General features: G+C 62.2%; 12 protein-coding genes. 6 read left to right on the forward strand and 6 right to left on the reverse strand.

Annotated elements, in window-relative coordinates; genetic code table 11:
- Window position 1 precedes the first annotated feature (1 nt).
- Window positions 2–418, forward strand: coding sequence for a DUF1801 domain-containing protein (locus AOT96_RS26645; protein ID WP_030536732.1), 417 nt, complete (start codon window positions 2–4; stop codon window positions 416–418).
- Window positions 419–423: 5 nt separating this feature from the next.
- Here AOT96_RS26645 and AOT96_RS26650 read toward each other — a convergent pair whose 3' ends face one another.
- The gene (locus AOT96_RS26650; RefSeq protein ID WP_065352513.1) at window positions 424–1,128 is read right to left on the reverse strand and encodes a helix-turn-helix transcriptional regulator; all 705 of its coding nucleotides are present in this window, start codon (window positions 1,126–1,128) and stop codon (window positions 424–426) included.
- Window positions 1,129–1,214: 86 nt separating this feature from the next.
- On the opposite strand from AOT96_RS26650, the gene AOT96_RS26655 reads away from it, so the two are divergent.
- Window positions 1,215–1,922 (forward strand): alpha/beta fold hydrolase, encoded by a 708-nt coding sequence (locus AOT96_RS26655; RefSeq protein ID WP_065352514.1) that lies wholly within the window; start codon window positions 1,215–1,217, stop codon window positions 1,920–1,922.
- 71 nt (window positions 1,923–1,993) lie between these two features.
- On the opposite strand, the gene uvrA is transcribed toward AOT96_RS26655, so the two are convergent.
- A complete protein-coding gene (gene uvrA, locus AOT96_RS26660) occupies window positions 1,994–4,954 on the reverse strand; it encodes an excinuclease ABC subunit UvrA (protein ID WP_024487477.1) in 2,961 nt (986 codons plus the stop codon).
- 174 nt (window positions 4,955–5,128) lie between these two features.
- On the opposite strand from uvrA, the gene AOT96_RS26665 reads away from it, so the two are divergent.
- Window positions 5,129–5,815, forward strand: a complete 687-nt coding sequence (locus AOT96_RS26665) for an MBL fold metallo-hydrolase (RefSeq protein ID WP_030536735.1) — start codon at window positions 5,129–5,131, stop codon at window positions 5,813–5,815.
- A gap of 28 nt (window positions 5,816–5,843) precedes the next feature.
- Here AOT96_RS26665 and AOT96_RS26670 read toward each other — a convergent pair whose 3' ends face one another.
- Entirely contained in the window at window positions 5,844–6,410 is a 567-nt protein-coding gene (locus tag AOT96_RS26670; RefSeq protein WP_231917354.1) for a DUF2716 domain-containing protein, read from the reverse strand.
- A 245-nt stretch (window positions 6,411–6,655) separates the two neighbouring features.
- On the opposite strand from AOT96_RS26670, the gene AOT96_RS26675 reads away from it, so the two are divergent.
- The 3 genes from AOT96_RS26675 (at window position 6,656) to AOT96_RS26685 (ending at window position 10,547) form a co-directional block, all read left to right on the forward strand.
- A complete protein-coding gene (locus tag AOT96_RS26675; RefSeq protein ID WP_003944048.1) occupies window positions 6,656–7,588 on the forward strand; it encodes a DoxX family protein in 933 nt (310 codons plus the stop codon).
- 131 nt (window positions 7,589–7,719) lie between these two features.
- Window positions 7,720–10,002, forward strand: a complete 2,283-nt coding sequence (locus tag AOT96_RS26680) for a HelD family protein (RefSeq protein WP_065352515.1) — start codon at window positions 7,720–7,722, stop codon at window positions 10,000–10,002.
- Between the two features lie 83 nt (window positions 10,003–10,085).
- Window positions 10,086–10,547 (forward strand): DUF732 domain-containing protein, encoded by a 462-nt coding sequence (locus AOT96_RS26685; RefSeq protein WP_007728747.1) that lies wholly within the window; start codon window positions 10,086–10,088, stop codon window positions 10,545–10,547.
- Between the two features lies 1 nt (window position 10,548).
- Here AOT96_RS26685 and AOT96_RS26690 read toward each other — a convergent pair whose 3' ends face one another.
- From AOT96_RS26690 to uvrB, 3 genes are all read right to left on the reverse strand, one after another.
- On the reverse strand, window positions 10,549–11,001 hold the full coding sequence (locus AOT96_RS26690) for a universal stress protein (RefSeq protein WP_003944055.1): 453 nt from the start codon (window positions 10,999–11,001) through the stop codon (window positions 10,549–10,551).
- A 188-nt stretch (window positions 11,002–11,189) separates the two neighbouring features.
- Entirely contained in the window at window positions 11,190–12,065 is an 876-nt protein-coding gene (locus AOT96_RS26695) for an SCO6745 family protein (protein ID WP_058037516.1), read from the reverse strand.
- Between the two features lie 45 nt (window positions 12,066–12,110).
- Entirely contained in the window at window positions 12,111–14,273 is a 2,163-nt protein-coding gene (gene uvrB / locus AOT96_RS26700; RefSeq protein ID WP_007728743.1) for an excinuclease ABC subunit UvrB, read from the reverse strand.
- Window positions 14,274–14,289: the final 16 nt, after the last annotated feature.

A 14,289-nucleotide genomic window follows, 5' to 3' on the forward strand; every position in this document is an offset into this window, starting at 1 on the left:
GTTGGCAACCGCCAACAAGACTCAACCGACGCCCGAGGACGTCGACGCATTCATTTCACGCGTCGACGACCGCAAACGCGCCGACGCCGTGGAGCTGATCTCCCTGCTGTCGGCCGCAACCGGCGAGCCTGCTGTCATGTGGGGCTCGAGCATCATCGGATTCGGGGCACGGCACTACCGATATGCGAGTGGCCACGAAGGTGACACCCCACTGATCGGGTTCTCCCCCAGGGCCACCGCGCTCACGTTGTACTTGTCGCTGAACTTCGACGACTACACCGACACGCTCGCTCGCCTCGGCAAGCACAAAATCGGCAAGGGCTGCCTGTACGTCAAACGGCTGAGCGACGTCGATGTGACCGCCCTGACCGAACTGATCACGGATTCCGTTGCCGCAGCCCGCAACATGATCGACTGAGTCACTCACCTACGGGGAGAAACAGGCCGAGCGTCTTCGGGCGGTTGCCCGAAGACGGTCGAATCGCGTGGTGTGAAGTGATCGTTCGTCAGCGTGGCCCGACGCATTCGATCGAGTCGAAACCACCGCACGGCGTCGCGCTCGCGACACCAGCCGATGAGAAACCACTGACCACGGTCCTGCGCCAGAATGTGCGGCTCAACTGCCCGCACCGTCTCCGCACCGTCCCCATCCACGTAGTGCAACGACACGACTCGACTCTGTTCGAGACCCTGCTCGACGGCCTGCCGGTTCGCGCGCGAATCCGTCAGAGCCCCGCCCTCACCGCGAATCCACACGCGGCCACCGAGCTCGGCGACCTTGCGACGACTCTCCTCGTCCATCACATCGAGCAGTTTCGCCAGCGCTGCTCGCCCATCCGGCGCAAACGGAGCATCACCCATCGCCGTCAAGGCCAACGCGATCGAAACTGCCTGCGGAACAGTGAAATTCACCGGCGGCAGCGTGGCGCGACCCACGAGTCGGTATCCACCTCCGGGACCTGAGCGCGCTTCGATCGCCGCACCCGACATCATCAGCGTCTCGATATCCCTCTTGATCGTCCGGGTGGTGACACCGAATTCCTCGGACAATCGGGAGCACGTAGTCCCTCGATCGCCCTGTCGCCGAAGTTCCTCGACGAGAGCATGCAATCTCGCAGCTCGATTCACGTTCTCCAGTGTCTCAGATTCCGATACCAAACGGTGACATAATTGGTGACACTCTGTTGTCACCAACCCGGGTGCACTGTGAGTCCATGAAAACTCACATCGTTCTTGTTCCCGGATTCTGGCTCGGTTCATGGGCTTGGGATGCAGTACTCCCCCACCTCGAACGTTCCGACACCCGCGTGACCAGCCTGACACTGCCCGGGCTCGACTCAGTAAACACAGATCGATCAGCGGTCACCTTCGACGCTCACGTCCGTGCAGTCGTCGACGCCGTATCGGACTCCGACGAGCGCACGGTATTGGTCGTACACAGCGGCGCCGGCCCGGTGGGGTACGCCGTCACCGATCGCATCCCGGATCGCGTCGCTCGGATCGTCTACGTCGACTCGGGCCCCATGCCCGACGGCGCAGCGCTGCGACCGGATCTGGCCTCCGATGTCATCGAGATTCCGCTCCCCACGTGGGCAGAGCTCGAAGCGGACGGCAGCAGCCTCGAAGGACTCGACGAGAAAGCTCTGGAGACGTTCCGCGCCAACGCGGTACCCGAACCGGCTGGGCCCGCGCGTGAGCCGATTGTCCTGACGAACGAAAAGCGCTACCAGGTGCCGTCAACCGTCGTTTGCAGCACGTTCCCCTCCGCGGTGATCGCCCAGATGGCCGACGGAGGTCATCCGATGGCCGCCGAACTGGCGAAACTCCCCGTGACGTACGTCGACCTCCCGACCGGCCATTGGCCGATGTGGTCGCGCCCCGAAGAGGTCGCCAACGTAATTCTCGAGACCAGCACTTCCTGATCGACAAAGCAGTGATGCCGGGTCGATTCCGACCCGGCATCACTGACCGATTTCTACTTGCTCACGTTCTACTAGCTCACGGAAGCGGCTTTCTTCCGTGGCGCGGCCTTCTTTGCGGCAACTGCCTTCGTCGCACGCTTCTTGGTGATCGGCTTGGCCTTGACCGGCGCGTGCTGTGCGGTGAGAACCTCACTGAGGAACTTGCCCGTGTAGCTCTCGGGGACCGCGGCAACGTCTTCCGGCGTACCTTGCGCCACAACGGTTCCGCCGCCGGATCCACCCTCGGGTCCCATGTCGACGACCCAGTCCGACGTCTTGATCACGTCGAGATTGTGCTCGATCACGATCACGCTGTTGCCCTTGTCCACCAGACCGTTGATCACGATCAGGAGCTTGCGGATGTCCTCGAAATGCAGACCCGTGGTGGGCTCGTCGAGGATGTACACCGTGCGACCGGTGGACCGCTTCTGCAATTCGGCGGCGAGCTTGACGCGCTGCGCTTCACCACCGGACAGAGTCGGAGCCGGCTGACCCAGTCGGACATAGCCCAGGCCGACGTCGACCAGCGTCTTGAGGTACCGGTGAATTGAGGTGACCGGCTGGAAGAACTCGGCTGCTTCCTCGATAGGCATGTCGAGTACCTCGGCGATCGACTTGCCCTTGTAGTGGACCTCGAGCGTTTCGCGGTTGTACCGGGCGCCGTGGCACACCTCGCAGGGCACGTACACATCCGGCAGGAAGTTCATCTCGATCTTCAGCGTTCCGTCGCCGGAGCACGCCTCGCAGCGTCCGCCCTTGACGTTGAACGAGAATCGGCCGGGCTGGTAACCGCGGACTTTCGCTTCCGTGGTGGCCGCGAACAGGGTTCGGATCTTGTCGAACACGCCGGTGTACGTCGCCGCGTTCGATCGTGGAGTCCGGCCGATCGGAGACTGATCGACCTGCACGAGCTTGTCCAGCTGATCGAGACCGTTGATTCGTGTGTGACGCCCAGGTACCTGGCGTGCACCGTTGAGCTTGTTCGCCATGACGGTCGCGAGAATGTCGTTGACCAACGTCGACTTGCCCGAACCGGAGACACCGGTGACAGCGGTGAGAACACCCAGCGGGAAACTCACGTCGATGCCGTCGAGATTGTGCTCGCGAGCTCCGACGACCGTGACCTGGCGTTTGCGGTCCACCGGTCGACGAATGGCCGGAACCTCGATGAAGCTACGACCTGACAGGTAGGCGCCGGTCAGAGATTCTTCACACGTCAGCAGTTCTTCGTATGGCCCGCTGTGGACGACCTTGCCGCCGTGCTCGCCGGCGTACGGTCCGATGTCGACTACCCAGTCGGACGTGCGGATAGTGTCTTCGTCGTGCTCGACGACGATCAGCGTGTTGCCGAGGTCGCGCAAGCGCGTCAGGGTTTCGATCAGTCGTCGATTGTCACGCTGATGCAGGCCGATGGACGGCTCGTCGAGTACATACAGCACGCCGACGAGTCCGGAACCGATCTGCGTTGCCAAGCGGATTCGCTGGGCCTCGCCACCGGACAACGTGCCAGCGGCACGCGAGAGGGAAAGGTATTCCAAGCCGACGTCGAGCAGGAACCCGAGTCGTGCCTGAACTTCCTTGAGGACCTGACCCGCAATCGCCTCTTCGCGCGAACCGAGAGTGAGGCTGTTCAAGAAGTCCGCGCAATCGGAGATCGACAGTTCACAGACCTCGGCGATGGACTTACTGCCGAAGTCTCCAGCCGCGATAGTTACCGACAGGATTTCCGGGCGCAGGCGAGCACCACCACACGCCGGGCACGGCGTGTCGCGCATGTACCCGTCGTACCGTTCCTTCATCTGATCCGATTCGGTCTGCTCGAGCCGGCGATGCAGGAACGGCATCACACCTTCGAACTCCGCGTAGTAAGAACGGGTACGGCCGTACCGATTCTTGTACCGGACGTGAACCTGCTCCTCGCTGCCTTCGAGGATTGCTTTGCGGGCCTTCGCCGGCAACTTGTTCCACGGCGTCTTCATGTCGAAACCGAGGATGTCGCCGAGGCCGGAGAGCAACCGTCCGAAGTACTCCGAACTCTGGCCCATCGACCACGGCGCGATCGCTCCGTCTTCGAGACTCAGGTCGGGATCGGGAACCACCAGATCCGGGTCGACCTCCTTGCGGATACCGAGGCCGGTGCATTCCGGGCAGGCGCCGTAGGGCGAGTTGAAGGAGAACGAGCGCGGTTCGAGATCGTCGATCGCGAGTGCGTGGCCATTCGGGCAGGCCAGCTTCTCGGAGAAACGACGCTCACGATCAGGTGCATTTTCTTCACGGTCGACGAAGTCGAGGACCACGATGCCTTCAGCCAAGCGAAGTGCGGTCTCGACCGAGTCGGTCAGGCGCTGCTTCGAACTCGCCTTGACCTGCAATCGGTCGACCACTACTTCGATGTCGTGCTTTTCCTGCTTCTTGAGCTTCGGCGGATCCGCCAGCGAATGGACGACACCGTCGACGCGCACTCGCGAGTAGCCCTGGGTATTGAGCTGATCGAAAAGGTCGACGAACTCGCCCTTACGAGTACGGACTACCGGTGCGAGGACCTGGAACTTGATGCCCTCTTCCATCTCGAGCACCTGGTCGACGATCTGCTGGGGCGTCTGACGTGCGATCTTCTCACCACACACCGGGCAGTGCGCCGAACCTGCGCGGGCATAGAGAAGTCGGAGGTAGTCGTAGACCTCGGTAATGGTGCCCACCGTCGAACGGGGGTTGCGGTTGGTCGACTTCTGGTCGATCGACACCGCAGGAGACAATCCCTCGATGAAGTCCACATCCGGCTTGTCCATCTGACCGAGGAACTGACGCGCGTATGCCGAGAGCGACTCGACGTAGCGGCGCTGACCTTCGGCGAAGATCGTGTCGAACGCGAGGCTGGACTTGCCGGAGCCGGACAACCCGGTGAAGACGATCAGGCTGTCTCGCGGGAGGTCGAGATCGACTCCTCGCAGATTGTGCTCACGCGCACCCCGCACGATCAGGCGATCCGCCACACCAATTCCCTTCATTGTCAATCGTCCGGGGCCGTCCCCCCGGAGAAGTCTCGAGTAGCCTCGCAAACGCGAGTCCTCGAGCGATCGTCATCGTAGGCCGAGCCACCGACACGTTTTTCTCACCAGGCGAGCCCATCGCTCTACCTGCCCCTATTCGAAGGTAGCCTGCGTTTCATGACGAATCAGCCCATCGTGATCGACGACTCCTACACCGGTCAGGTCTCCCCCGATTCTGCCCCTCAGCGGCGCACAGTCGAAGGCGCCGTCATCACGAAGATGTCGGTCGGCCCCATGGACAACAACACTTACCTCGTCGTCTGTTCCACGACCGGGAAATCTCTCCTGATCGATGCGGCCAACGAAGCCGAGAAGATCATCGCGCTCATCGAACAGGAAGCACCTGTTTTCGATTCCATCGTCACCACCCACCAGCACGGCGATCACTGGTTGGCCCTCGAAGACGTTCACGCCGCAACCAAGGTGCCGACCGCCGCGCACCCCCTCGACGCAGAGGTCCTTCCCGTCACCCCGGACGTGCTCCTCGAAGACGGCGACAAGGTGACCGTTGGCAACTTGAGCCTCGACGTCATTCACCTGTCCGGCCACACGCCCGGCTCCATCGCGCTGGCTCTCACCGAACCGAGCGGACAGGTTCACCTCTTCACCGGCGACTCACTCTTCCCCGGCGGAGTAGGCAAGACCGCCGACCCCGAGAAGTTCACTTCGCTGCTCGACGACGTGGAAAACAAGCTGTTCGGAAGGTACGACGACGCGACCGTCGTCTACCCCGGGCATGGCAAGGACACGACGCTCGGCGCCGAGCGCCCGCACCTGGCGGAGTGGCGCGAACGCGGTTGGTGACGTTTCACCTGTTCCGTACTGGACCCCGCTAACCGACTTGGCTGTCGACCTGTTCACCGTTGACTCGAAGTCGCGGAAGCCAGGTCGACAGAGTCCGGCCCAGTCCTTCGACCATCCGTTCCCCGAACACACACAGCGTGCGTTCCCACGGATGGCCGAAGGTCCCTTCCGTGAAGTCGTCCCGACTGAATATGTAGTAGTCACCGTTCGGATAGACCGGGACACGCCACTCCGCAAGCTCCTTCGCAGCAGCGTGTGCCTCCGCGTCGAAGGTGTAGCCCGGATGCTGCCAATCCAGAACGACGAAGTTGGGATCGTCGTTCCAATCGGTGACAAAACAGCGCAACGCTTCGGCGTTGATCGCATCCACGCGAGCGGCCCACGCCCCTGGAGTCGCAGCTGGCGCCGCACCCAAATCGAAGACCACGGACGGGATGGGCTCGGCGATGGCGGGCCAAGATCGTGCGTCGATGCCGGGCGTGAACCCAAAGTGGTCACGAAAGATCGCCCAGTTTCTCTCGTTCTCCTCGTCCGACAGCTGTCCCCAGCCGGTGGGAAGGGTCGAGCCGAAGTTCTGAGTCATCTTGGTGGTCACAACACCATCGTGCTCGAACGGTGCGCATACTGTGACACCTTCGAACACGCCGTATGCGGATACGCGGTAACGGATACTTCAGAACGGTGTGTCCGGATCAGTGGAGAAGTCATCGTCGCAGTACAGCGCGCTTCGGCGACCAGGAATCCGGCGACCGGGCCAGGCGTGCCGGGATCGCCGAACCGGACCAATTCCTTGTGAGATCGCTAGGGTGGAAAACGAACCTACATCGGGAGGCTTGAAACATGCTGGTACGTCGAATTGCTCGTCCACTGCTTTCCACGATCTTCATCGCCGGGGGAATCGATGCTTTGCGCAACCCTGCTCAGCGAGCAGCCAAAGCGTCACCGCTGATCGACAAATCCGTCGAGACGCTGCCAGGAGCAGTGACGCAGAAGGTGCCTGCTGATCCGGAAACACTCGTCAAGATCAACGCCGCCGTCCAGATCGGCGGCGGTGCCCTGCTGGCCACCGGCAAGGCGCCGCGGCTCGCGTCGTTGGTGCTCGCGGGGAGCCTGGTACCGACCACGCTTGCCGGTCACGACTTCTGGAACGAAACCGATCCGTCACTGCGAGCGATGCAGCGCACCAACTTCATCAAGAACGTCAGCTTGCTCGGCGGACTGATGATCGCCTCCGTCGACACCGAGGGCAAGCCGTCGCTCGGCTGGCGCGGCCGTCGCGCCGCGAAGAAAGCCCAGGCGTCTATCGCCGCGGCACTTCCATTGGTCGCATCGCAGACCGATCACACGAGCGATCGCGTCGAGCATGCTCTGTCGGTGGCATCCGAACGCGGTTCCGAGCTTGCCGAAACCGCGAAGGCACACGGCACGGATTGGCTCGAACTTGCGAAGGAGCGCAGCTCCGAGTTCGCGGAGATCGCGAGCAAGCGAGCCGCGGAATTCGGAGAGGTCGCCAAGGAACGCGGCCCGGACATCCTCGAAGTCGCGCAGAAGCGCGGCTCCGAACTGGCCGAGACCGCACGCGAGCGCAGCGCCGAACTGGCAGAGCTGGCGAGCAAGCGCAGCTCCGAGTTCGCCGAACTCGCGCTCGAAAAGAGCAACGAGTGGGCCGAAACGGCGTCGGAGCAGACCGAGGTGCTGGGTAAGCGTGCCCGAAAGCGCGCCGAGAAGGCGCTCGAAAAGGCTCGCGCCAAGAAGGACGAATTGACGCACTGAGTGCACCGAAAACACGGTCAGGCCACCTTCGGGTGGCCTGACCTGTATCTATGCGGCAGTTCATCTGGGGGAACTAGACTGTCTTGGCGCTTTTGCAGCGCGTGAATTTCTCATCAAGCCTAGGAGATCCTTTGCCCGACGCGGACCCGTCACTGAACGAGCACGAGCTCGAGCAGCAGTACGTGACGATGTTGTACTCCCGTCTCGACGATCTTCGAAAGTATGCCCAAACTCGCTTGAGCACGGTGCTCCTCGAGACCGGCGGAACCCCGCAAGCACGCAGTGAACGCGAATCCTTCAATGCCATGTACACCGAAGATCTCGCCAAGTACGACGCAGCCGAGAACGGAATGTGTTTCGGACGCATCGACTTCGACGACGAGCGACGCTACGTCGGCCGACTCGGAATTCTGGACACCGACAACGACTACGAAACGCTACTGCTCGACTGGCGAGCTCCGATGGCACGCCCGTTCTATCTGGCGACGCCCGCGGCACCTGAGGGCGTCAAGCGACGACGCCATATCCGCAGTCGGAGCCGAACAGTCACCGGCATCAACGACGAATACCTGGACCTCGACGCTGCCCGAGCCGCCGGCGTGGTGACCGAAGCCGGTGGCGTCGCCGGTGAGAGCGCACTCCTGGACGCTCTGAACGCAGCGCGTACGGGTCAGATGAACGACATCGTCGAGACCATTCAGAGTGAGCAGGATGCCATCATCCGCTCCGAGCACAAGAGCGTTTTGGTCGTCCAGGGCGGTCCGGGTACCGGTAAAACCGCAGTCGCCCTTCACCGTGCCGCCTTCTTGCTCTACACCTACCGTCAGCAACTGGCCAAGGCCGGTGTTCTCATCATCGGGCCGAACGCGACGTTCCTCGACTACATCAGCCAGGTCCTTCCTTCACTCGGCGAGACCGGAGTTCTGCTCTCGACGATCGGGGACCTGTATCCCGTAGTGCGTGCGACTCGTACGGATTCCCTCGCCGCCGGTGAGATCAAGGGTTCCCTCGCGATCCTCGACGTACTCAAGAACGCCGTCCGGGATCGGCAGGAAGTTCCGTCGAAGCCGATTACCCTTCGATTCGACACGTACGACTTGAAGCTGGATCGAAAGACTGTCACGAAGGCGCGCGGGCGTGCTCGGTCGTCGCGTCGCCCACACAACCTGGCGCGCCCGATCTTCGTGGCAGCAGTCATCGAGGCGTTGGCACTGCAGATGGCCGAACTCATCGGCGGAAACCTCGTCGACGGTGGGTCACTCCTCAGTCGGGACGACATCGCCGACATTCGCGACGAGATGCGTGAGGACCCTGACATCATGTCCGCCATCGGAAAGCTGTGGCCCGAATTGTCGCCGCAGCAAATCCTCGCGGAACTGTGGACGTCGCCGGCGAGGTTGGCCAAGGCAGCGCCGCAACTCGACGACGCCCAACGCGACGAGCTTCTGCAGAGCGTCGGACCGGGTTTCAGTGCGGCCGATGCTCCCCTGCTCGACGAACTGGCCGAGATTCTCGGCGTCGACGACGCCGCCGAACGCGAACGCGCACAACGTGAATGGCGCGCGCAGATCGCCGACGCCCAGGGCGCCCTCGACATCCTCACCGGGTCTGCACCACAGGATCTCGAAGACGAGATGGATCCCGAGATCTTGATGGCGTACGACTTGATCGACGCCAGCCAACTCGCCCAACGCCACGATCAGGGCCAGCGCCAGACCACGGCAGAACGCGCTGCCGGCGACCGAACCTGGACCTACGGTCACGTGATCGTCGACGAAGCCCAAGAGCTCTCCGAAATGGCGTGGCGAATGCTGATGCGGCGCATACCGAATCGCTGGATGACGTTGGTCGGCGATACAGCTCAGACCGGTGATCCCGCGGGAACTTCGTCCTGGCAGAAGATTCTCGAGCCTTACGTCGCCAAGCGCTGGAAGCTCACCGAACTGACCGTCAACTACCGAACTCCCTCGGAGATCATGGATGTCGCGCACCGTGTGCTCGAAGAGATCGACCCGGAGCAATCCGTGCCCCGGTCGGTACGCGACAGCGGATTCGCGCCGTGGGCGCTCAAGACCACGGCCGAAGAATTGGAATCGACCGTGCGCCGTTGCATCGAGTCCGAGTCGCATCCCGGTATCACCGCAGTGATCGCCGGTTCCGAGGTCGTTGCCGATCTGGCGGGCATTGCGAGTGACACCGTAAGCGTCCTGTCCGTCAAGGACGTCAAGGGACTCGAGTTCGACACAGTGTTGATCGTCGAACCTGCCGACATTCTCGACGAGTCACCACGCGGAATGAACGACCTCTACGTCGCATTGACCCGCGCTACCCAGAGGCTCGGCATCATTCACGTCGAGTCGCTCCCCTCGGTTCTCGACGGCGTCGAAGCAGCAGAGTTGGCCTTCGATTCGTGAGCATCACGGAGTAGGTTCGTGCGTGACACCACGAATGGTGGTGTCACTCCAATTTGTGTCGACGACTGAAGGAATGACCCCTCGTGCTTGGCCTGCCCGCAAGTTCCGCCGCACCCATCCGCAAGATCGCTCGCGTGGTGATCGGCGTCGGGATGCTTGCGGCGGTGACAGCCGGTTGCTCAGAGGATGATTCGAGTTCGACGGCTGCTGCCGGCAGCGACGACATCGCTGCTGTTGCTGCCGCACCGACAGAAAAACCGGTAGACGAGGCAGATCGGCTGCGGGCGGCGCTTGCGTCTACCGGGGTCACGCCCGCCTTTTCCGACGACATGTTGCAGGCGCTCGGTGACGGCGTCTGCCAGCAGCTCGCGGCCGGAACGGATCGAGCGATGATCATCGCGAATCTGCGGGCGGTATCGCTGAACGGAGCAAGCGAACCAATGGTCACCTCCGGAAACGGCTCGGCCGCATCGACAACACCCCCCAGCGCCGATCAGCTGGCTGAAGTGTTCGTCGATGCGGCCGAGGCCGACTACTGCCGGTAGTTCAGCGAACGGTGTGCACGATCAGGACATCGGACGTCGCCTTGCGAGCGGCATCGGAAGGCACCGATCCGAGTAGACGCCCGGTCAACGTGTTCAATCCGCGATTTCCGACGACCAGCAAGTCGCCCTTCACCTCGTCGAGCAAAGCGAGAAGCGATTCGACGGGAGCGCCGACGACGGCGCGCTCGACAACATCCTTTGCCCCCTGGGCATGTGCGCGCTCACGAGCGGTGCGAAGGATCTCGTAGGTCGGAGCGGAACCGGTGACCTGGTAGGCCTCGTTACCCAACGCATCAGCGGCAGCGCTCACGTCCTTGGGATCAGCCGGGTAGTACGCACACGCGATGACGAGCTGAGCGTCCGAGCCACTGGCAATGGCGGCAGCTCTGTCGACTGCCTTCAGTGACGACTCGGAGCCATCGGTTCCTACGACAACGGTCCGGTAGGCACTCATTCATTCCTCCATGGTTACGGGACGGACGGTACGGCCGGCACCGGGCGCAACGCTGTTGCGCCCGCTCGACAACCGCTGCGCTGACATTAGCGGGATTGTGCCGCGGATAGTGTTATTTGCAGTACACGCCACAAGCCCACAGTGAATGTGATTCTTCGTCACAGACACATTTGTTCGGTGGTGACCACTCAGCGAAGTTTGCCGAAGCGGGGCCCGAACAGCGCCGCCGGAAATACTTCCTGCTCGACCAGGGCGGTACGCCACGGCGTCGCCAATTCCAGCAACCGCTTGGCACCCTCCTCACCCAGCGCATCCCACGGAGCCAAAGCGAGGTCGTCCGTCAGGTCTTCGACGACGTCACGCAAGTCCTGCCCGTCCTCGGTCAGCGCACCGGACGAACGATCCAGCAGTTCGCGGTCCTTCAAACTCTCGACGGCCTCGTCCCACTGTTCCTGCGACCATCCGCGACGAGTCTGCGCGAATTTGCGCTGAAACCCGATTCCCGTCGCGGTGTGCGTGATCAACGCGTCCAGGCCGTTCAATCCCGCGGTCTGAAGGGCCGCAATGTGGCCGTCACCGCGATACTCACGCAGCAGTGTCAGCGCGTGCCAAAAACGCAGGTGCGGCTCGGCCGGCCAGTCGAGCGACGCCCAACCCGCGTACAGAGGGCGGCCGTCCACTCCAGGAATGTTCTGGGCAGCGATCGACACGAGTTCGGCGGCCTCGGCCATGTCCGCCGATCCTGTCACGTCTGCACCGAACAGGCGGACGTACGCCGCGTCGATTGCCCGATACCGCGCGGCGACAACCTCTGTGTGCCTTGCCAATTCCCAGGCACGTGGGATGACACTGGCGATCAATTCAGGATTGAAGTTGAAGAAGGTGGCCGTGACGACAGTCGCGGGTGGAGCGCCGAGCGGAGCTGATCGCCCGGCAAAGTACACCATTCGGCCAGGCTCCAACCCGACGCCGACAAGTTCCTTCTCCGTCTCCGGGACGAAGTACGCCAAGGAATGGAGAAGTTCGAGAGTCCGCGCGGTCTTGCCTGCAGTCTGTGCATCCATACCTGAAACCGTAGCGGTCGAAAGCACGAACGCACGCGAGGCGACCTACTTGAGACCCGCGGCGTCCATTCCTCGAAGCTCCTTCTTCAAATCCGAGATTTCGTCTCGCAATCGCCCAGCCAACTCGAACTGAAGGTCACGTGCAGCGTTCATCATCTGATCGGTGAGTTCCTTGACCAGATCTGCCAATTCGGCCCGAGGCATCGATTTGGTGTCGCGCCCCTCGTACACACCCGCACTGACCGCACGACCGGCCTCACCCTGCGCACGCCGACCACGCGTCGCATTGCGACCCGAACCACCGACGTCCACGGACGCCGCAGTGTCCTCTGCCTCCTCGTACACCTGATCGAGAATGTCCGCGATCTTCTTGCGTAGAGGTTGTGGGTCGACGCCCATCTTCTCGTTGTAGGCGACCTGCTTCTCGCGTCGTCGCTCGGTTTCCTCGATGGCCTGCGCCATGGAAGCGGTGATCTTGTCCGCATACATGTGCACTTGACCGGATACATTTCGAGCCGCTCGGCCGATCGTCTGAATGAGGCTGGTGGAGCTACGTAGGAAACCTTCTTTGTCGGCATCGAGAATCGCGACCAGCGACACCTCGGGAAGGTCGAGTCCCTCACGCAGGAGGTTGATGCCGACCAGCACGTCGTACTCCCCCAGGCGGAGCTGACGGAGCAACTCGACTCGCCGGAGCGTATCGATATCCGAGTGCAGGTAGCGGACGCGAATACCGAGTTCGAGCAGGTAATCGGTCAGATCTTCCGACATCTTCTTGGTCAACGTCGTGACCAGCACACGCTCGTCACGTTCCGCTCGCTCGCGGATTTCGTGAACGAGATCGTCGATCTGTCCCTTGGTGGGTTTGACGATGACCTCGGGATCGATCAATCCGGTCGGGCGGATCACCTGCTCGACGAACTCACCGCCGGACTGACCCAACTCGTACTTACCTGGTGTCGCCGACAAGTAGACGGTCTGACCGATCCGCTGACTGAATTCTTCCCAAGTCAGAGGGCGGTTGTCTGTTGCCGACGGTAGCCGGAATCCGAACTCGACCAGGTTTCGCTTGCGCGACATATCGCCCTCGTACATGGCGCCGATCTGAGGAACCGTCACGTGCGACTCGTCGATGACCAGAAGGAAATCTTCCGGGAAGTAGTCGATCAAGGTTGCGGGGGCAGTTCCAGGGCCACGGCCGTCGATGTGGCGCGAGTAGTTCTCGATGCCGGAGCAGAATCCGACCTGTTTGATCATCTCGAGGTCGTACTGCGTACGCATGCGCAGACGCTGAGCCTCGAGGAGCTTGCCCTTGCCTTCGAGCTCGGCGAGTCGCTCTTCGAGTTCCGCCTCGATGTCCTTGGCGGCACGCTCCATGCGTTCAGGGCCGGCGACGTAGTGCGTCGCCGGGAAGATACGAACCGTGTCGACCTGGCGAACGATGTCACCAGTCAGTGGATGGAGGTAGTACAGTGCCTCGATCTCGTCACCGAAGAATTCGATGCGGACCGCCAGCTCTTCGTACGACGGAATGATCTCGACCGTGTCGCCGCGCACGCGGAACGAACCTCGCGTGAACGCCATGTCGTTGCGGTTGTACTGAACGTCGACGAGCAGACGCAGGAACGCATCCCGCGGCACCTCCACACCGACGTCCAGCTGAATTGAGCGATCGAGGTACGACTGCGGTGTACCGAGGCCGTAGATGCACGACACCGAGGCCACCACGACCACGTCCCGTCGTGACAGAAGGCTGGACGTCGCCGAGTGGCGCAGCCGCTCGACATCGTCGTTGACGGACGAATCCTTCTCGATGTAGGTGTCCGTCTGGGCGATGTACGCCTCGGGTTGGTAGTAGTCGTAGTACGAGACGAAGTACTCGACCGCGTTGTTGGGTAGCATTTCCCGAAGCTCGTTCGCGAGCTGAGCCGCCAAAGTCTTGTTCGGAGCCATCACCAGAGCCGGGCGCTGCAGCTTCTCGATCAACCACGCAGTCGTGGCCGACTTACCGGTACCGGTCGCACCGAGGAGGACTACGTCCTTCTCCCCCTCGTTGATCCGTTTCTCCAGCTCGGCGATAGCTGCCGGCTGATCGCCTGCCGGTTCGTACGGGCTGACGACCTCGAAGCGCGCGTCTGAGCGCTCGATGTCACCAACCGGCCGAAACTCGGAATGCGCGACCACGGGATGTTCGGAAGCAAACGCCATGAAACCAGGGTAAGCG

It is taken from the genome of Rhodococcus sp. 008, from assembly GCF_001682295.1.
Taxonomy (GTDB): Bacteria; Actinomycetota; Actinomycetes; order Mycobacteriales; family Mycobacteriaceae; genus Rhodococcus_F; species Rhodococcus_F qingshengii.